The organism is Streptomyces sp. NPDC029292 (genome assembly GCF_055569295.1).
In genome coordinates, this window is the sequence record NZ_JBVHXR010000023.1 from 58483 (window position 1) to 78010 (window position 19528).

Consider the following 19528-nt stretch of genomic DNA (forward strand, 5'->3'; position numbering starts at 1 on the left):
CTTCCTCGTTAGGCGCGCAGGTGCTTCTTGCGGGCCTCGGCGATCAGCTCCGCCGAGGACTCTATCGAGAGGGCTTCGGCGTGCAGGTAGTCGAACGCTGCCGAGTACAGCCGACGCTCCTCGTCCTGTTCCAGGTACAGCGAACCTGAAGTGTTCTCTGCGTAGATGACGTCGAAGGCGGGGTCGGAAGCCCCGAGAATGATGAAGCCGGTCAGAGCCGCGGAATATGCGCCTCGGTCGAACGGCAGGACCTGCACAGTGGTGCCCGGTGCCGAGCCGCGTTCGAGTAGGTGATCCAGTTGCTCGGCCATGACGTCGGGTCCTCCGACGCGGCGACGGAGGACGGATTCGTCGAGGAGGACGTGATACCGAGGGCGCCTAGGCTGATCGAGCAGCTGCTGTCGTCGCATGCGTGTATCCAGGAAGGATTTGACTTGCTCCGGCGGCAGTTCGTAACCCGGTGTGCCCTTGATTGACCGAGCGTAACTACTGGTCTGCAGGAGTCCAGGGACAACGCTTGAAGCGAACTGACGGAGGCTGTCGGCCTCGTTCTCCAGGGCGATCAGCATGCCCAATTTGCTGGGCACGGAACCTGCGTCCGGGACCCACCACCCGTTTGTGGCCTTGGACGTCTTGGCCAGTTCGACGAGGGCGTCACGTTCTTCGTCGGAGGCCTGGTACACCCTGCAGAGCTGGTCAACTTGGTTCCAGCGAACGTTTCCCTTGCTGGTCTCGTACCGGCTCACTGTGGCCTTGGAGACGCCGGCACGCTCGCCGGCCTCCTCGGCGCTGAGGCCCTTGGATTTGCGCAGCTCCAGCAATCGGAACGCCAACTGGCGGCGGCGGGTCGTCGGGCCGGGACCTTGAGTCGGCTCGACGGCTCCCGTGGAGCCGTGCGGCTCGTCGGTCATGCGGCCCCCTCAGGACATCGTGCTTCCAGTGTCAGGTTCGGCTCGTAGTAGCCACAAGGAAGTTACACGGCGGAACAGTCATGGCGTTACGGACCTGGCAAACCGCGGATCGCTCATGCGGACACTTCCGCCATGAGCGTTACATGAGGAGCGGTACGCGCTACATACTCCACCTCAGCCGTTCCATTAGTAGTTCCTCGGGAACGGCGAGCGATCTCGATCCGAGTGTGTCCACCCCCACCGCGAGGACAGCCGCCATGATCCCTTCGACTCAACTCCAACGTGCTGAGTCCCTTGCCTGTCACGCGGGGATGGTCGACGAGGTTGATGACCGGGTGACCGTGCGAACGCTGCCTGCCTGTCGCCCCCAAATCGGACAGGTTCAGTGCGCGACCGACGGGCCCTTGAGGCGCGATGGAGTTGAAAGGGGCTGGATTGACCTCGGCGCCATCCACCCTGCCGAGTTAGCGTTCGGAAGCGTCTCGCCAGTAGTCCTGCAGCATCTCGCTCGGCCAAGACGGCTGCGTAACGGGGCCGCGGGGGAGCATCTCCTTGAACACCGCTACCACGTCGACCACAAGCGTGCCGTCATCCGCATCGAGGTCGGTGACATGCACGTCGTGCCCTTCGACACGAAGCAGCCGTGGGAACGATGTGGCGAGTCGAGCTGGCCGTCGGTGGTTGTGGTGCACGAAGGTCCCCGTCGCTGGCCAGGCCGGATTGTCGCGAGGGCTGCGAGCGTGCAGTGCGACGTCGTCGGGAGACCCGAAGTTGAAAAACCAAGTGACTTGGATGTGCGAGAACTCATCGATCCCCTGCAGCGTCTCCACCGGAAACTCCGGATGCAGCCGGATGATCGATTCCACGCCGCTCTTGAAGTCGTCGAGCCGCCCCTTGTGCCCTCCAACCACGGTTGCGATGACAGGCACTTCGATGGACTTTGTGGACACGGCTTTCCCCTTCTCCGCTGTGAGCAGGGCGGGACGCACGGCTTGCTCGTGGTCGTCCTCGCCACGACGGCGCCGTCAGGCTACTCGTTCGAGTACGGCCTTAGCCCGCTCGTCGATCTCTCCGGCTGCTGTGATCCCTCGGTTCCGGAAGGGGGAGAGCACCCTGCGCATGTTCACGACGGCCTCACGTGCCCTCCCCGACTGGACTCCTTCCATGGCGTCCAGGGCTTGGGCCCAGGTGTGGCAGGCGGCCTCAACGTTGCCTTGGTGTGCCTGTACCGCGCCCATGTAGCCCAAGGTGACCGCATGCGTCCGGCTGAAAGTCTCCGCTTTCCTGGTCAGCACGCTGTTGCGGAACTCGCGAAGAGCCCCTCCGAGGTCACCGAGGGTCCACAGAGTGCGCGCCGTCTCGTGGGCCAGGGAAGCTTGCTGGAAGAACCACACCCGATGCGGATCGTCGTCGCCGGGTCCGGCGGCAGCGAGATCGTCCTCAGCGCGGAGAAGCGCGGCTATCGCCTCGCGCCTCTGTCCGTCCATGGCAAGGCTGCGTGCGCGGACAACGCCGAGCAGCGCGCGCTCACGTGGTGTCGCCAGGGTGTACCGCTTCCGGTCGACGGATGCGGTCGCAAGCCGCACCCCGGCCCCAGGGTGCCCCAAATCGATCGCCTGATGGGCCATGGCCCGAAGGATGTGACCGGCCAATGGTGCTTCGTCAGCTTCTGCGGCGAGCTTCAGCGCCAGGGTGAGGTAACGACGTGCTGCCTCGTGCTCCGAAGCATCGAAGCTCATCCAGCCGGCCACGTAGACGGCTTCGGAGGCGGCGGCAAGAAGGTGTCTGCGCGTTTCGTCGCTGGTGAAGACACCGCCGACGTATCGGGCGACGTCATCGAGGATGTACTGGCGGAGGGCTGTGCGACCATCCATCCCGCCGTGCCGCTGGTCCCGTTTGGAGAAGAACTCGGTCATCTCTCGGACCGCGGCAACCTCGCTGATGCCGATGCGACGGGACGTGGCAGCCGGGCGCGACCTAGCTCTTTCCGGAGCTTCGTCCCACCACTGTTGTCCGGGCAGCACCAGGCCGCCTACCGAGTAGGCGGCGCCGGCCAGCAGTTGGCGGCGTTCCAAGTCCACGTCGCTTCTCCCCAGATCCACCAGCGCGGTCAGCGTATCGACGCGCCACTCGGATGCTGGGTCGGGGTCGCTGGGCGATGCCGGAAACCCGATTTCCGCCAGAGTGACCGGGCGCTGCAGCCGTCGAGACAACGTCTCACACAAGATACGGGGTGCCCTGCCGCTGGGACGGGTGCCAGAGATCCACATCGCGATGTGCGAACGGCTTGTGGTCAGCAGTTCATCGGCACCGACCTCGGCAGCCACCCTGACCACCGCCGCGGCGACTTTGGGCTGCGACCAGCCAGTCTCCGCGATCACAGCGGCCAGTTGTTCGTTCCTATGTGCCATCCGGCGTCCCCGTTCACAAGAGAACGATCTTTGACGGGTTTGACGGCATCGCGGACTGGCCGGGGATACCAACCCGTCGTCATTCGAGGTTCGCTCAAGGTCAACGAAACCACCAACTGCCTTTGCCCGGGAGGAAATCCGGTGAAGACCAGTCAGACGTCTGGTGCCGACGCCAGGAGCCTTCCCGCCGCTGCGACCGCTGGCATCGATGCCTTGGGAGTGGCTTGGGGCCGGAGGCCGTCGCCGTCTCGGGCGCACGCAGCCGGGAGGCAGGCATGAACGAGCCCAACACTGTGGACGGCTGCAACGACGCCCCAGAACAGCAGAAGAGCCTGACGATGGCCGCCAACGATCGTGCCCCCAGCGCTGCCCGTTCCTTCACCCGCGACGTACTCACGGCTTGGGGGCTGGAAGACCTCATGGATCAAGCCGTGCTGATCGTCAGCGAACTCACCACCAACGCCGAGCTCCATGGCCGACGCGTTGAAGACGCTTCATCCGGCTCACAGGGCACTCGGGACGAGGAGATCACGCTCACCCTCGCGGTCCAAGCCGATGTCGTGGCCATCGAAGTTGAGGACAACTCTCCGTACGCCCCCGTCCGACGCGTTCCCGAGCAGTACGGCACCAGCGGGCGCGGCCTTTGCCTCGTATCGGCGATGGCCGACAGCTGGACCACTCGTCCTACCGAGGACGGAACCGGCAAGCGGGTGCTCGCCTTCCTCAGTCGTCCGGAACCGAGCGTCGCTTCCTGATCCCGCCATCCTTCTCGCCCCTATTTGGAGATCCTTGCTATGGCTCCCAAAGCACCTCCCGCTGCTTCGCCCTGTGTGACAGGGAGCAAGCACGGCCGCGGCTTAGAGGCACCGCGTGGCCTCCTCTTCGATCTGGACGGTGTTCTCGTGGACACACGTCCTGTGATGGAGATCGCGTGGCGTGCAGTCCAAGAAGTCCACGGCGTGGACGTTCCCTTCGAGGCGTACGAAGAGCACCTCGGCCGCCCCTTCGACGACATCATGGGGCGCCTCGGCCTGGCCAACGCAGAGGAAGTTCACCGGACGTACACCGAGGCGTCTGCGGCTGCGTCCCATCTGGCCCAAGAGTTCGAGGGCATCACAGACGTCCTTCTCGCGGTCGCCGCTGATGGCTGGTCCCTCGGCGTTGTGACGTCAAAGCCGCTAGCCCGGGCGACCCCCCTTCTTGCGCGGCTCGGCTGCCCGTTCGTCACAGTCCGCGGGCCCGACGGACACGGGCGGGGTAAGCCTGCTCCGGACCCCATCCTGCTTGCCCTGATCGACCTCGGCGTCGATCCGGCCGAGGCGACCTACGTGGGCGACATGGCGGTCGACCAGGAGGCAGCGCGCCGCGCCGGCGTTTCCTATGTCCATGCGGGTTGGGGATACGGCCGTCCGAGTGGGCCGTGCCCCACCGTCGCCGATACGCCCGGGCAGCTGTTGTACCTCCTCGGCGTCGGTGCCCCCCAGGGCCCGTTCGTCGAAGGGGGGCTGTTGTGAAGGCGGTTGGACACAGCGCTCTTGGCCTTGTCCGGACCGACTTCGGTGGAGAGCCTTCGTGGGCCTTGGTGGGAGAGGGCTGTCTCGCCACCGTGCGGACAGACCGGATCACCACACGGGACCTGGAGGCCCTGCCGCTCGACTCGGGCGAGGTGGACGAGCACGTCAACCAGGTCATGGAGGCCCTTGAAACGTACGGCGCGCATCTCACGGCGACACCAGGCGGCGCCGGATGGCTGCACGTGCAGCACGTACCGGCGCGCCGCTTGGTGGGGCAGCTCGTCCGTAAGTTGATGGCCCTCAGCGCGTGGGAGCCCTTCGGGAACGCCCCCGGCGCTATGGCTCTCGCTCCGTACGAAGGGCTCGTCGGGCTGCGGTCGAGCAGTTCGCGGGAGTACCGGTCGTACACCGTGACCTGGTCCGGTGTGGCGTTCGTGCTCGGAGCTTCGGCTCCGCACAATCCGCTGCGATCCGCACAGTTACGCAACCTCCCCTCTGTCCGTTCGGACGCCGACTCGGCACTGGTGGCTTCGGCTTGGCCGCGGAGCGAGGTGGTGGCGTTGTCGTGGTCATCCAGGCACGCCGCCACAGTGCTCCCGGTACTCGAAGCCCTTTCACGCGAGGGCGGGAGGAGTCTGCTCCTCGACCTGGCCACCGACGGTGCCGATCGGTGCACCGCGCCGGATACGGAGGGCGCGAGTTTGGGTGCACTGCCCGCTGATCTCTTCAGCGTCTCCGGCGCTGTGGACGGGCTCCACCTGCCGGACGGCGACCGCATCGTGCGGGTGAAGCAACACACCGTGTACCTGGCCCGGCTCGTCAGGCTGATCTCCGTTGTCCTGGAGACGGCTGGAGGGTGCACCCAGCCGTCGTGGCGAGCGATTGTGGAGATCGAGAGGCGGCTGGACGAGGTCCTTGACGCTGCCCGGCCACACACCGTGCTGGTCAGCAACGACACGAGCCCGCTGGGCGCGCTCGCCGTCCATGTAGCCGAGCGCCACGGCCTCAACACGGTGCACGTCCAGCATGGTGCGTGGACAGCAGAGGCCGTGGCCTGGCCCGCCCTGCACAGTCGCCACGTCGTGGTCATGGGTGAACGCGACGTCCCGCTCGCGAAAGCCTGGGCGCGTCATCCGAGCGCCGAAGTGCACGTCCTCGGACAGCCTCGCTTCGACTGCCTCACCGGTCTCGACTGCGCGGCTCAACGGCGATACCTGGCACGGCTGATGGCCACGGCCAACGATCGTGTGCCTTCCCGGATCATGGTCTGGGCCTGCCAGCCCTTCAGCCATGACCGACTCAGGGCTCAGGCCAACCTGATCGCGGAGGGGCTGCGCAGGGCTGACGGTGACTGGGGCCTCGTCGTCGCCCCGCACCCCGCTCAGGGCCCCGAAGCGTTCTCCTCCCTCTTCACGCACGCCGACGAACCCCGCGATGACGAGCTGCGCGTGGCCGTGGCCGATCCGGAGGTCGGCGCACGCGGCTGCATGGCCGGCGCCGACGCCTTGGCCAGCGCCTATTCGACCTGCGGCATCGAAGCCGCCCTCCTCCACGTGCCGGTCCTCGAAATCGGAGCCTCCGGCGAGCGCACACTCGGCCTGGCCGACCACGGCCTGGCTCACCGCTGCCACAGCGCCGACGACCTCACCGTCGCCCTCACCGCACTGGCCTGCCCCGACAAGCCCCCTGTCCAGCCGATGCCGGATGCCGTGTGCCGGTGGCACGGAGACAGCGCTGCCGCCATCGCCCGCCTCATCCTCAGCCCTAACGGCGCCACGCCCCTCGATCCCGTATCCGCTGATCCCTCCGCAGCTGATCCCGCTCAGCCGCGAGGTGAAGGAGTCCCTGCCCGATGAACCTGACTGCCGACACCGTCGCCGAACTCTTCGCCGGGGCCGTCACCCTGGCCAAGACTGGGGAGAAGGTGGCCCCCCGCGGTATGGCTACCCGCGAAGTCCTCGACGTCCACATGCGGTTGACCCAGCCCCGGGCTCGTCTGCTGCACGCGCCGCCGGCCCGGATCCTCAACCCGGCGTTCGCGGTGGCCGAGACCGTCTGGCACCTTTCCGGCTCGGACGATCCGTGGATCTTCGACTACAACGCACGGCTGCGGCGGTACGCGGACGACGGCGTACTGCGGGGCGCGTACGGGCCGCGGATGCGGAACTGGGCAGGGAAGGTCGACCAGCTGCGCCGCGTCGTCGACATCCTGAAGGAGGACGCCGCCTCTCGCCGGGCTCTGATCCAGCTCTACGACCCGGCCCTGGACGCCGCCGGGCACAAGGACGTGCCGTGCACGCTCGGATTCGCCTTCCACCTGCGCGCCGGCCGCCTGCACATGACGACGACGATGCGCGGCCAGGACGTGTGGATCGGCATGCCCTACGACCTGTTCTTCTACACGGTCCTGCATGAGCTGGTTGCGGGGTGGCTCGGCGCCGAGCTCGGCGACTTCCACCACCAGGTGGGGTCCTTGCACATATACGAGAACCACCTCGACCACGCCGAGCAGCTCACCTCGCTCACCGCGAGCGAGATCATGCCGGACCTCGGCACTCCGTGGGACGGCTTCGACGCGCTGCTCCGGCACGTCCAGGCCGGGGAGCTGACGGGGCATCCGGGCTGGGATGCCATGTCCGAGACGATGCACAGCTACCGGTTGTGGAAGAACAGCCTGCGCGATGCGGCGTGGCAGCAGGCCGACCGGGTCCACGGTCCGCTCGGCCCGGCGCTGACGTCCTGGTACAGCGAGCTGGACCGCCGTGCCGGGTCCTGGTCCGGCCGCGCTGTGGCAGGGGTCAGGTGACGTTCGCCATGGACCACATTCCGTCCGTCATTCTCGGCCTGTGCTCCTACACCCATGACTCGGCCGCCGCGCTGCTGGTCGACGGGGACCTGGTCGGATTCGTCGAGGAAGAGCGCCTGTCCGAGGCCAAGCACACCAAGGCGTATCCGCGCCATGCCGTTGCGTGGCTGCTGAAGGAGGCCGGGCTCACCGCCGGCGACGTCGACGCCGTCGCGTACAACTTCCAGCCCGCCCGCTACCTCGTCGAGTCCCCGGCCGCCATGCGGCTGGCCCTGTCGGCGACGACGCGCGAGCGGGCGCTGCCCAGAGCCCACGGCTTCGCCAAGGTGGCATGGCGCACCCAGCACCGCGTGCGCGCTCTCGGCCGGCTGTTCCCCTCCGCCCGCGTCACACCGGTTCAGCACCACCGGGCCCATCAGATGGCCGCCTTCGCCGCCTCGGGGTGGGCGGAATCGGCGGTGCTCGTCGTCGACAGCCTCGGCGAACGGCAGACCACCACCATCGGCCACGGACACAACGCGCTCCGGCCGCGCACCCGCATCGTCGAGGCACTCCATGACCCGGCGTCTTTGGGCTACGTGTACGGCGCGGCCACCGAACACCTGGGGTGGCGTCGCGGAGACGAGGAGGGCACCGTCATGGCCCTCGCCGCGCTCGGCGACCCCGAGCGGTTCCGGCACCTGTTCGCGCGCGCCGTCCGCACCACAGCGACCGGCTTCTTCGTCGACCCGTCCTACTTTCCCCCGCGCACGCTGTCCTCCGGCTACCCCCGGACCTCCCGTCGCTTCATCGCCGAGACGTGCCCCGCGCGCCACCCCAAGGAGCCGGTCCTGGACGTCCACCAGGATCTGGCCGCGGCGCTCCAGGAGCGCACCGAGCAGGTCATGCTGCACCTGGCCCGGCGAGCCAGGATGATCACCGGTTCTCGCCGCCTGTGCGTCGGCGGCGGAGTTGCCACGAACTGCGTGAGCATCGGGCGCATCATCGAGGCCGGCATCTTCGACGAGGTCTTCGTGCCCCCCGCCCCGGGTGATGCCGGCACCGCGCTCGGCGCCGCGGTCGCCCTGCACATGGACGCGGGAAACCGACGTCCCGTGTCGGGCATCGCCCGCGCCTGCTACCTCGGTCCGTCCTTCCACGACCTCGCCCTCGACCTCACCCCGTGGCCCGAGTTGCAGCAGAAGATGCTGGGCATCGAGACTGCGGAGTTCCTCGCCGACCAGCTCGCCCACGGCATGATCGTCGGCCTGTTCCAGGGCCGGGTGGAAGCCGGACCCCGCGCCCTGGGGAACCGCTCGATCCTCGCCTCTCCGCTCCAGCCGGGGGTGGTGGAGCGGCTGAACGCCACCGTGAAATACCGCGAGCCGTTCCGGCCCTTCGCTCCCATGGTCCTGGCCGAGCGTGCCCGGGAGTTCTTCACGCTCGGCCAGGAGGCGCCGTACATGTCCATGGCCTCCGGCGTGACGGACACCGCGCGCGAACGGGTGCCGGCCATCGTCCACGCCAACGGCACCTCCCGCCTGCAGACCGTCACCGCCGCACAGAACCCGTTCATGCACGCGGTCCTGACCGCCTTCGCCCGCCGCACCGGGGTCCCGGTTCTGATCAACACCTCGCTCAACGTCAAGGGCAAGCCCATCTGCGGGACACCGGCCATGGCCCTGGACTGCCTGGCCGACTCCGGCCTGGACGCCCTGCTGCTGGAGGACCGGTGGATCACCAAATGAAGATCGGATACAGCTTCTGGGGCTTCCTCGGCAACGGCATCACCAACACCCCGGACGGCGGCCGCAGCCACCGCCGCCCCTTCATCGACGCCCTCCGCGCCCGCGGGCACGAGATCGTCTTCCTCCAGGCCAACCGCGACCTGCTGGAAGCCGACGACGACCTCGGCGGCACCTACGCCTTCGACAGCGGCACCCCGAAGATCGACGCGCTGTTCCTCGAATGGCGCTGGCCGATCGACGGACGCAACACGACCCCGTGCGGAACCGACGGCCACACCTGTGACCTGCACCGCCAGGCCGAACTCATCACCCGCTACACCGCGCGACGCGGCACGCCGACCGTGATCTGGGACAAGGACCGCACGCTGCGACCCGAGAGCATCTGGCGCGGCACCCTGACCACCGCCGTGTGTGAAGCGGCTCTCGAACCCTCGCCGGGCGCCCACCGCCTGCTCTTCCCCGTCGACGACCGGCTCCTGGCCCAAGCCGACCCTGTCGCACTCGCCACCCAGCCTCGTGACCTGGCGCTCGGCTATGTCGGCAACCAGTACGACCGCGACGCGCACTTCGACCGCTACTTCGCCCCGGCCGCCGCACAGGTGGCGCACCTCGTCGGCGGCAAGTGGACCCAGACCGACCGCTGGCCGCACGTCCGCTTCCTCGGACGGATCCCCTTCCCCGAGGCCCACCAGCTGTACGGCAGGTCCCTGGCCACTGTTCTCATGCTGCCCGAGCGGTACGCCGCGGTCGGGCAGATGACCCAGCGGATCTTCGAGGCGGTGCTCGCCGGCTGCCTGCCACTGGCTCCGGCCGACATCCACCGTGTCGAGGAGTTCGTGCCCGCCGAGCTGATCGTGGCCTCCGCCCGAGACGTGATCGAACGGCTCGCCTATCTCCGGAAGATCGCTGGCAGTCAGCAGCACGCGGACCTGATACGGGCCTGTCTGGAACGCCTGGACTTGTTCCGCCTGAGCCGGCAGGTCGATGCGCTGGAGAGCGTGCTGCACACCATCGCCCGTGGCGCGGACGAGCGAGGAGCAGCCTGATGCGACAGAGCTTCCAGGTCGCTGTGCCTGGATCATCCGGATGTGTCCCGGCGGCCGGGCTGCTCGGGCACGCAAGCGACTCTAAGGTGGAGCACCATGAAGAAGGTTGCCATTGTCGGCTGCGGAGGCAGCGGCAAGTCGTACCTGGCCCGCGAGCTGGGGAAGATCCTCGACGCCCCGGTGACACATCTGGACGCCGCGTTCTACGACGACGAGTGGAACGCGCTGCCGATGGACAAGTTCGCCGAGCTGCAGCGGGATCTCGTGGCCAAGCCGCGATGGGTGATCGACGGCAACTACAACTCGACGCTCCAGATCCGGCTGGAGTCCTGCGACACCGTGGTCCTCATGGACGTGTCCACGATCTCCGCGCTGTACGGGATCTTCTCCCGACAGCTGCGGCACGGGGCCGGTCACAAGGGCAACGGGGTGCACAACCGGATCCACTGGGGTGTGATCAAGTACGTGGCGACGTACCGCCGCAAGATGCGCCCCCGCGTCATGGCCAAGATCGACGAGTTCGCCGCCAGCCGGGCCGACGTCGTGCTGCTGACCAACCGGCGACACACGCGCCGCTGGCTGCACCAGGTGGCCTCACAACACAGCTGAGCCCTCCGCGCCCGCGAGGGGAGGGCGCGGCATGACCGAGGTCAATCCCTTCCTCGACCCCGCACGGCAAGCAGACCTCTACGGGGATCCGTCTCGCCTCGCCGGCCGGTCCAACGCCCTGATGCGGGCCAAGACCGACGGTCGGCCCGTGCCGGACACGATTGTCCAGCTGGTGCGGGCACACCACGCGCGAGCGGACCGACTCGGTGTCGTCCTGGACATCGGCTGCGGTCGCGGCACGAGCAGCAAGGTGCTCGCCGAACTGCTGCGCCCAAGCCGCGTCGTCGGCTTCGACGCGGCTGCGGCCCTGATCGAGCAGGCCCGGGAACGCTCCCGGCGCCTGCCTGGGGTGCAGGTGAGCTTCCTCCAAGGCGACTTTCACCAGCTCCCCCTTCCCACCCACTCGTGCGATCTGGCCGTCGCCGCGTTCTGCCTGTACCACTCGCCGCGCCCGCAGGCCGTGGTCGCGGAGATCAACCGTGTCCTCGGCCCCGAGGGACTGGCCGTGCTGGTCACCAAGTCCCTGGACAGCTACCGCGAGTTGGATCAGCTGGTCGCAGCGGCCGGCCTCGACCCGAGGGCCGAGCGGCACGAGAGCCTGTACGTCTCCGCGCACAGCGGCAACCTCGCAGAACTGGTCGGCACCTCGCTCGACGTGGTGACGACAGAGGACGAGGAGCACCTGTTCACCTTCGACGGTCACGACCACGTCGCGGAGTACGTGGCCACCAACCCGAAGTACGACCTGGCTCCCGGCTTGTACGGCGACCCGGGAGCGGTGGCGGCAGTCCTCCACGAGTTCCTGCCGGACCGGCCGGTCACCGTCCGTTCCGGCATCACCTATGTCGTGGCGAAGCCGGGGGGAGGCCCGGGATGACGAGCGGGTATTTCACCAAGCACTACCCGGACTCCGCGCAGGTCGCCGCCGCCGTTCGTCACCACTGGTGGCTTACCGAGCACGCGCGCCCCCTGCGGCTGCCGGCGCTGGGGGTGATCGGGCCGACCAGCCTGAGCTATCAGTGGATCGAGGGGCGCCCAGCGCTGCCGGAGGACCTGCCGCGCCTGGCACAACTGCTGGGCGACGCCCACGGCAACGCCTGGGCCAGCGACCTCCACGCGGCCGAGCTGCACTCACCGCACCGCTTCGACGACGGCACCGCGTTCGCTGACTACCTCGGCCCGCGCAGCAACGCGCTTCGGAAACGGCTGGAGCAGGGGTACCTGCCCAACAAGGCCGCTCTGCACGCGATGCTCGCGCTGCTGGAGAAGACGGCGGAGGGCCCCGCCGTCTTCTACAAGGACAGCAACCCCCGCAACTTCCTGGTCACCGAGACGGGCGCGCTATTCACCGTCGACACCGACGACCTCACGCTGGCCCCGGCCGCGTACGACCTGGCGAAGCTGGTCGCGACGCTGCTGCTGACGTACGGGCCGCTCCCGCGCACAGCCATCGATGCCGCCTTGGCCATCTACAACGCGGCTGCCTGGCGCCACGATTCAAGGCTCGGTGCCACGGACCGCGACCGTCTCGACGACTTTCTCGCCCTGCACGCCGTCCTGACCGCCCCGTACCGGGGGCGCAACGGCTACCTCCACGGCTGGCCCCCAGCCTTCCCCCGATTCCGAGGTTGAGCATGATCACCACCGAACTCGTCTTCGTCCGCCACGGCGAAGCCCAGTGCAACGTCGACGGCCTAGTCGGAGGACCGCGAACGTGCACCGGGCTGACCAACCGCGGATATGCCCAGGTGGAACAGGTCACCCATCGGCTCGCCGCCGAGCACCAGGACAGGCCGTTCGATGCGCTCTACGCCGGACCGCGCCTGCGCCTGATCCAGACCGGTGAAATCCTCAGCCAGGCCCTTCGCATCCCGCTCACCACGGACGCGCGCCTCGACGGCCCCATCCACGGCGACGCCGACGGCAAGCCCTGGCCGGAGGTGAAAACCGCAGCGGATGGCGGACCACACGCCCACCCCGACACACCCTGGGCGCTGGGCTCCGACACCTGGAACGGCTACCTCACACGCGCCGGCGCCTTCCTGACACAGCTCATAGACGAACACGAGGGCGACCGCGTCCTGTTCGCCGCGCACGGCGAGACCGTGATTGCCGCCCACACCCTGCTCCTGGGCATTCCCCTCGGCGCCCCGGCGGGCTTCACCGTCACGCACGGATCGATCACGTGCTGGCAGCATCACCGCAACCGGCTGGACCAAACCCGATGGATTCTGGACCGGCACAACGACACCTCGCACCAGCTCCTCCCGGTAACGGAGGCCGCTTCGTGATCACGGCGTCCGTCGATCCGCGTCTCGAACTGGCCCGTGAAACGGTCGGCTCCGTCCGCGTCCTGCAGGATCCGAGTCTTCCGCCCCGGCTGCTCCAGCTGGTCGATGGGCGGGGACGCAGGTACTTCGCCAAGCAGCACAGCAACCGGCCACGGTACGTCCAAGAGGTCCAGGCGTACCGCACCTGGTCGCAGCACCTCACCGGGCATGTACCGGACCTGGTCGGCTGGCACGACAGGACGCACACACTGCTGGTGACCGCGCTGGCCGGCATGCGGGCCGACACCGTGGCCCCCGGATCGCCCGAAGAGGAACACGCCCACCATGAGGCCGGTCGCGTCCTGCGGCTGCTCCACCAGGCCACCCTCATCCCACGCTCCGGAGCCGTCGGCCCCGACCTGGCAGACCGCCTGGCCCGCTGGATCGACCGGGCCGAGCACGCCGGCCTCATTTCCACCAACGAGCGCGGACTGCTGTCCGCACACGAAGAGGTCCTGGCGAACACGCTCATGGACAGCGCTGCCTGCCACCTCGACTACCAGCCGCGGAACTGGAACCTGGGCGATTCCTTCGGCCTGTACGACCTGGAACACATGCGGCGCGATGCCCGCATCCGGGACTTCGCCCGCATGGAGTTCCGCCGCTGGCAGGCAGCTCCCCATCTCCGGAACGCGTTCTACTCCGGATACGGGCGGCACCCCACCGACACCGAGCAGCGCCTTCTCGAATCCTTCGGAGCCATCGAGGCCGTCACCGCCCTGGTCCGCGGATACGAGCAGGACGATCTCGCCCTCTCCGCCCACGGCCGCACCGTGCTGGCCCGGCTGAGCTGACCCGTCAACATCACCGCTTCTGGAGACACCCCGTGACACAGCAGCTGAGCCCCCCGCACACCAGCTTCCCCCGCCGCGCCGTCGTGACCGGCGCCGCCGGCTTCATCGGTTCCCATCTCGCACACGCCCTCGTCCAGGCCGGAACCGTCGTGATCGGTGTCGATCGTCGTGCCCCCGCCACCGACCCGAGCGCAGCGGTCAACCTCGCCCCCCTGCGGTCGCTCCCGGGGTACCTGCACGTCACCGCCGACCTGATCAACTGCGCGATCGATCCTCTCCTGATCGATGCGGACGCCGTCTTCCACCTCGCCGGAATCCCCGGTGTCCGCCCCTCCTGGGGAGCGCAGTTCAGCGACTACGTCGCCTCCAACATCCTCGCCACCAAGCGACTGTTGGACGGCGCCGTCCGCATGCGCGTCCCCCGCCTGGTTGTCGCTTCCTCCTCCAGCGTCTACGGCGCCACCGACGGCAGCCCCAGCATCGAGACCGACCACCCGCAGCCCGCGTCACCGTACGCCGTCACCAAGCTCGCCGAGGAACAACTCTGCCTCGCCCACGCCGCGCAGCCCCATTCCCCGACCACGGTCGTCGCGCTGCGGTACTTCACCGTCTACGGCCCCCGGCAGCGCACCGACATGTTCACCCACCGCGTTCTGCTGGCCGCCCTGACTGGACAGCCACTGCGCCTGTACGGGGACGGCCACCAGCGTCGGGACTTCACTTTCATCGACGACACCGTTGCCGCCACCATTGCCGCGGCCACCGCTCCCGACGCACACGGAGTGATCAACGTGGGAGGCGGCTCCAACGCCTCCCTCCTCGAAGTCGTCGGCATCGCGAGCAGCCTCGTCGGCCGCGACATAGAGCTGCACCAGGAGAGCCCCCGCCAAGGCGACGTCCCCATCACCTGCGCCCACCCCGGCCACGCCCACGAGGTACTGGGCTGGAAGCCACAGGTCGACCTCCACAACGGCATGCGTGCCCACATGCAGACCCTGGCCGCCGAGCCCGCCTTGTACGGCCGAGTTGCCTAATCAGACGCACATCAGGAGGAGTTGCTGTGGAGAGTCCTGAGCGAGCACGACTCGACGCCTTCTTCCGGCGCGTCACCGAGCAATTCCCCGCCGGCGGCCCGATCACGTCACTCGTCATCACGCACCTGCTCTCCGAACGCCCGGCGTTCCTGCGCGCGATGTCCGCGACCTCGACCGTCGGTGCCGTACTGCCCAAGCCCAAGTCCGTCGACCAGCGGACACTGGACAAGGTTCGGAGCCTCTATCCCGTCCACGACCTCAGCAGGGAGCAGTTCGCCGACTCCACCCGTGCGCTGGAGTACGTGGAGGACACTGCAGGCGGCCAGGACGTCGTCCTAGTGGACATCGGCGGCTACTTCGCTCCCAGCCTCGGCACCGTGACCGAGAAGTTCTCCGGCCGTGTCCTTGGCGTCGTCGAGGACACCGAGAACGGGCACCAGCGGTACGCGGCGCTCGATCACCTCCAGTGCCCCGTCATCTCGGTGGCTCGCTCACCGCTCAAGGACTGCGAGGACCACCTCGTGGGCCGGTCCATCGTCTTCTCGACCGACGCCCTAGTCCGCGCCCGTGGCGACATCCTCACCAGCCGCAACGCATGCGTCCTCGGCTTCGGCAAAGTCGGCCGTTCCATCGCGCAGACCCTCCGGGCCCACGACCTGCGGGTTACGGTCTACGACAAGGACCCCATCCGCCGCGTGCAGGCGCACTCGCACGGCTTCCGTACCACTGCAAGCACCACCGACGCGGTCAGGAACGCCGAACTCGTCCTGTGCGCCACGGGAAACCTCGCCCTGCGCCAGCACGACTTCGCTGCCCTGCGCAACGGCGCCTATCTCGCCTCGGTCACCTCCTCAGAAGACGAGCTGGAGCTCACGCCCCTCCACGAGCTCTACCAGCGCATCCCGGTGGGGGACCAGCTGACGCGCTACGAGATCACCGGTCACTACTTCTACGTGCTCGCCGACGGCGGCGCCGTCAACTTCGTCCACGGAGCAGCCGTCGGCAGCTACATCCACCTCGTCCAGGCCGAGATACTCGCCGCCACCGCAGCCCTGAGCCACGGCCGCTTCCAGCCCGGCCTGCACAGCATGCCCACGACCGACCGCCAAGCCATCGCCAGGATCTGGCTCGACCACTTCGACAGGTGAACCACATGCCGCCGTCACCCGCCCACATCCGCGCCACCGCCGAGGCGTACCTAGCCCGCCACCCCGGCGAGCGGCAGCTCCTCGAACCGCTGTTCAGCACCCTGGCCGGTGTGGAAGACCCCACGCACCGCAAGACGTTCCCCGCCCACGTCACGTGCAGCGCCATCGTCCTGAACGACGTCGGCGACGTGCTCCACATTCGTCACAATGCAACGGGCAAGGCCCTCGCGCCGGGCGGACACACCGAACCGGGGGACCCGGACCTCGTCCACGCCGCCCTGCGCGAACTGTCCGAGGAGACCGGCATACCCCGCGACGCGGTTCACCCTCTCCCGGGCTACGAGACCGTCCCCCTGGACATCGACGTGCACGACATCGGTGCCAACCCTGCCAAGGGCGAGCCAGCACACCAGCACATCGACTTCCGTTTCGTCTTCCTGCTCCAGGTACACCACCCGGTGACCCTCCAGACCGAGGAGGTCAGCGGCTACGAGTGGCGGCCGTCCGAGGACACCGCCTCGCCGACCGTCCGCGCCAAGCTGGCGCTGCTTCCCCGCTCCGCGCATTCCTGAGACACACCGACCGGAGTCGCCATGACCGCCGTCCCCACAGCACAGCCGACCAGCCCACGCCGCCACATAGCGATCATCCCGTGCCGGTGGGGTGCCTCGCGTTTCCCGGGCAAGCCCCTGGCTCAGCTCGGAGACAAGCCCTTGCTCTGGCACGTGCACCAGCGTTGCATGGAGGCGACACGCCTCGACGGTGTGCTCGTCGCGACGGACGACGAACGCATCGAAGCCGCCTGCCATCGCCTGGGCATTGAATGCATGCGCACCCAAGAGCACCTCACCGGCACGGACCGCGTCGCGGAGTGCGCTGAACGCCTTTCCGCCGACGCCTACATCAACGTTCAGGGCGATGAGCCGTTCATCGCGCCGACCGCGATCGACGCCGTCTCCGATGCGCTGCACCATCTCGCATCCGGCGCACTCGCGGTGAACGCCTACACGGAGCTGGACGACGTCGGAGCCGTCCTCGACCACAACGTCGTGAAGGTCGTTCTAAAAAGCGATGGAAACGCCTTGATGTTCTCGCGGCAGCCGATCCCTTATCCGCGAGGAGACCGCCCGCGGTACTTGCGCCAGTTGGGACTCTACGGATTCACGGGCGTCGCCCTCCGCCAGTTCTCCGAGCTGTCTCCGGGGCCACTGGAACGAGCCGAAGGCGTGGAAATGCTGCGCTTGGTGGAGCACGGGCACGGCGTTCAGATGATTTCCGTCGCAGACAAGGGCGTGGCCGTTGACACACCTGAGGATCTTGCCAGGGCCTTCCGTCTCCTGCACTCAACAACAGATCTTCGCGCCACAGGGTGAACTTCCTGGTCCTCACACCGGAAGTTCCCTGAGGTAGACAGCTACCGCAGGACCTGCTGAACATCACCGAATTAAGACCGCCGTAGGAAGTAACAGAACGGGAGAATAAGACCCATGGACACGCTGACGCGTCCAACACTGCTGTACGCCGTGCTGGAAAAGCGCCAGTGGCTTCGGTTCGAGGTGTTTCAGAGGCAACTTGGGAATGCAGGCTCCCGGGCAGCAGACCACTACGGCAATCCGCGCCTGGCGACCGTGAGCGTCACAAAACTCACGTTCAAGCGTTGGCTGGCCGGCGAACAGGAGCCGCGGGGGGATGCTGCCACCTTGCTCGAATTCTGGCTCGGCCACACCGTGAAGGAACTCCTGGGACCGGCCCCGATGCGCAAGGTGGTGCTGGCACGGGTCCCTCACGATGCATCGCTGGCCGCCGCGCACAGCTTCGACGTCCGGTTCGACAGCTCGCACCTGTCCGTCAACGGGCCGATGCCAGGTGCGGGCGGGGTCTGGCACCTCGACGGGCTTCGGATCCTGGACGGGACGTCGGTGGCGGTCCAGATGTATGAGGCAGAGCCACAAGGTGACACCGTGGTCATCGGGCCCGAGGACCGGGAGCATCTCAGGTACTTCACCCAGGCCCGCCGGCGGGCCCTGATTATCGCGGCGCTGGGCGCGCGCGGGGCGGATGACCTGTACGTCATCGATGCCGCGCATGCGCGGCGCCACCTGCTGATGCCGGTCGACAGACTGCCGATCCCCGCCGCCTACCGGCTCGACAAGCTGGTCTACGCCCTGCTCTGGGCAGCGCTCAACGTAGACGACAGCCTCCTGGCCGACGACCAGGCACTCCACATCGAGCAACGATCTCTGGAAGCCCATCTCACCCAACCGCGGTCCGCGGCTGCTCGGGCCGCCTATCCCGACCTCACGGACGTCGGAGCAGCCTGGATCGGATCCCACGTATGCGCGTCGTATCTCCGACGCCACCTGGACACCACCGACGCAGCGCCTTGGCTGTGGTCGAGGGTCCAGTACGGCGGCCAGGCCGCGGGCTGGTTGCTATTCACCGAACGGCACCAGGTCCTGCAACTGATCCAGGAGCGCTCGGCCGATGCAGAGGACGCACCCGGGTGCGTGTTCTGCATCCCTGAATCCGCGGTCAAGAGCAGCGAACCGTACGAGCGGCTGTTGCTGCTACTCGCCATGGCTCTCACGGAGTCCTACGGCCTGGCCGCACGTCTATACCCGGCACAGGTGAACACCGCGGAATTCGTACTTGCCCCACGGCGGCGGGCGGTCGTGGCCGACTGGTTGAGTCCGGACGCGGTGTGGCATGTCAACAGCACGACCAGCAAGAGTGAGATCAACTCTCTTGCCCATGCCCTCGATCAGGCACGATCCCACAGCATCACCTCCGCCAGCACGCCGCACGAGAGACTGCGTCAAGCAGCGAACTACCTGGAATGCGACTGGGGTTGGCTGGTCGAACGGTGCCGGGAACTGAGCGCCTACGGCATCAGTGGCCTGCTTCAATTGCGAAGCCATCTGATCCAGCCCAGCGGTATCGAGCGCGCACTGTCCTTTCTCGGCGAATCCCCCTCGGCCAGATAGAAACTGTGGAAGCTCCCGCCGGTCTCTGTTTGCCTGTGCTGTGCTGGCAGACCGTATGACGGGAACAAGCTGGCGCCGATGGGATGGCGGCCGACCAAGGCTCCCCGCTGCGGGTTTGGGTAATGGCTGAGTGAATCGTTTCCACATCGCTTGCCCTGGCCGACGACCCGCGAACGATCTCCCATGATGCGCAGAGCCGAGTGCGATGAGCTGG

General features: G+C 67.8%; 19 protein-coding genes. 16 read left to right on the top strand and 3 right to left on the bottom strand.

Features of this window, described 5'->3' with window-relative positions; translation table 11 throughout:
* Nucleotides 1-8: 8 nt before the first annotated feature.
* The 3 genes from ACZ4WS_RS38410 to ACZ4WS_RS38420 form a co-directional block, all read right to left on the bottom strand.
* A complete protein-coding gene (locus ACZ4WS_RS38410; protein ID WP_467987652.1) occupies nt 9-911 on the bottom strand; it encodes a helix-turn-helix domain-containing protein in 903 nt (300 codons plus the stop codon).
* Between the two features lie 464 nt (nt 912-1375).
* Nucleotides 1376-1861, bottom strand: coding sequence for a TrmO family methyltransferase domain-containing protein (locus ACZ4WS_RS38415; protein ID WP_467987653.1), 486 nt, complete (start codon nt 1859-1861; stop codon nt 1376-1378).
* Between the two features lie 75 nt (nt 1862-1936).
* A complete protein-coding gene (locus ACZ4WS_RS38420; protein WP_467987654.1) occupies nt 1937-3322 on the bottom strand; it encodes a Tat pathway signal protein in 1386 nt (461 codons plus the stop codon).
* A gap of 275 nt (nt 3323-3597) precedes the next feature.
* Here ACZ4WS_RS38420 and ACZ4WS_RS38425 point away from each other — a divergent pair, with 275 nt between their 5' ends.
* The 16 genes from ACZ4WS_RS38425 to ACZ4WS_RS38500 all read left to right on the top strand — a co-directional run bounded on the left by ACZ4WS_RS38425 (nt 3598) and on the right by ACZ4WS_RS38500 (nt 19314).
* Nucleotides 3598-4077: an ATP-binding protein gene (locus ACZ4WS_RS38425; protein WP_467987655.1), complete on the top strand. Its 480-nt coding sequence runs from the start codon at nt 3598-3600 to the stop codon at nt 4075-4077.
* Nucleotides 4078-4152: 75 nt separating this feature from the next.
* Nucleotides 4153-4836 (top strand): HAD family hydrolase, encoded by a 684-nt coding sequence (locus ACZ4WS_RS38430; RefSeq protein ID WP_467987656.1) that lies wholly within the window; start codon nt 4153-4155, stop codon nt 4834-4836.
* 92 nt (nt 4837-4928) lie between these two features.
* A complete protein-coding gene (locus ACZ4WS_RS38435; protein WP_467987658.1) occupies nt 4929-6692 on the top strand; it encodes a hypothetical protein in 1764 nt (587 codons plus the stop codon).
* On the top strand, nt 6689-7642 hold the full coding sequence (locus ACZ4WS_RS38440) for a thymidylate synthase (protein WP_467987659.1): 954 nt from the start codon (nt 6689-6691) through the stop codon (nt 7640-7642). The genes ACZ4WS_RS38435 and ACZ4WS_RS38440 overlap by 4 nt, the downstream gene beginning before the upstream one ends.
* Nucleotides 7643-7650: 8 nt before the next feature.
* Nucleotides 7651-9369 (top strand): carbamoyltransferase family protein, encoded by a 1719-nt coding sequence (locus ACZ4WS_RS38445; protein WP_467987661.1) that lies wholly within the window; start codon nt 7651-7653, stop codon nt 9367-9369.
* Nucleotides 9366-10415, top strand: coding sequence for a glycosyltransferase family protein (locus ACZ4WS_RS38450; protein ID WP_467987662.1), 1050 nt, complete (start codon nt 9366-9368; stop codon nt 10413-10415). The genes ACZ4WS_RS38445 and ACZ4WS_RS38450 overlap by 4 nt, the downstream gene beginning before the upstream one ends.
* Nucleotides 10416-10511: 96 nt before the next feature.
* On the top strand, nt 10512-11024 hold the full coding sequence (locus ACZ4WS_RS38455; RefSeq protein ID WP_467987663.1) for a P-loop NTPase family protein: 513 nt from the start codon (nt 10512-10514) through the stop codon (nt 11022-11024).
* A gap of 31 nt (nt 11025-11055) precedes the next feature.
* Nucleotides 11056-11901, top strand: coding sequence for a class I SAM-dependent methyltransferase (locus ACZ4WS_RS38460; protein WP_467987664.1), 846 nt, complete (start codon nt 11056-11058; stop codon nt 11899-11901).
* A complete protein-coding gene (locus ACZ4WS_RS38465; protein WP_467987666.1) occupies nt 11898-12656 on the top strand; it encodes a phosphotransferase in 759 nt (252 codons plus the stop codon). The genes ACZ4WS_RS38460 and ACZ4WS_RS38465 overlap by 4 nt, the downstream gene beginning before the upstream one ends.
* 2 nt (nt 12657-12658) lie before the next feature.
* Nucleotides 12659-13315, top strand: coding sequence for a histidine phosphatase family protein (locus ACZ4WS_RS38470; protein ID WP_467987667.1), 657 nt, complete (start codon nt 12659-12661; stop codon nt 13313-13315).
* Nucleotides 13312-14148: an aminoglycoside phosphotransferase/kinase family protein gene (locus ACZ4WS_RS38475; protein ID WP_467987669.1), complete on the top strand. Its 837-nt coding sequence runs from the start codon at nt 13312-13314 to the stop codon at nt 14146-14148. The genes ACZ4WS_RS38470 and ACZ4WS_RS38475 overlap by 4 nt, the downstream gene beginning before the upstream one ends.
* A 32-nt stretch (nt 14149-14180) precedes the next feature.
* The gene (locus tag ACZ4WS_RS38480; protein ID WP_467987670.1) at nt 14181-15182 is read left to right on the top strand and encodes an NAD-dependent epimerase/dehydratase family protein; all 1002 of its coding nucleotides are present in this window, start codon (nt 14181-14183) and stop codon (nt 15180-15182) included.
* A 26-nt stretch (nt 15183-15208) separates the two neighbouring features.
* On the top strand, nt 15209-16330 hold the full coding sequence (locus ACZ4WS_RS38485; protein ID WP_467987672.1) for an adenosylhomocysteinase: 1122 nt from the start codon (nt 15209-15211) through the stop codon (nt 16328-16330).
* A gap of 5 nt (nt 16331-16335) precedes the next feature.
* A complete protein-coding gene (locus ACZ4WS_RS38490; protein WP_467987673.1) occupies nt 16336-16902 on the top strand; it encodes an NUDIX hydrolase in 567 nt (188 codons plus the stop codon).
* Nucleotides 16903-16923: 21 nt separating this feature from the next.
* Complete coding sequence (locus ACZ4WS_RS38495; RefSeq protein ID WP_467987674.1) at nt 16924-17703, top strand: 3-deoxy-manno-octulosonate cytidylyltransferase; 780 nt, start codon at nt 16924-16926, stop codon at nt 17701-17703.
* Between the two features lie 114 nt (nt 17704-17817).
* Nucleotides 17818-19314, top strand: coding sequence for a hypothetical protein (locus ACZ4WS_RS38500; protein ID WP_467987676.1), 1497 nt, complete (start codon nt 17818-17820; stop codon nt 19312-19314).
* Nucleotides 19315-19528: the final 214 nt, after the last annotated feature.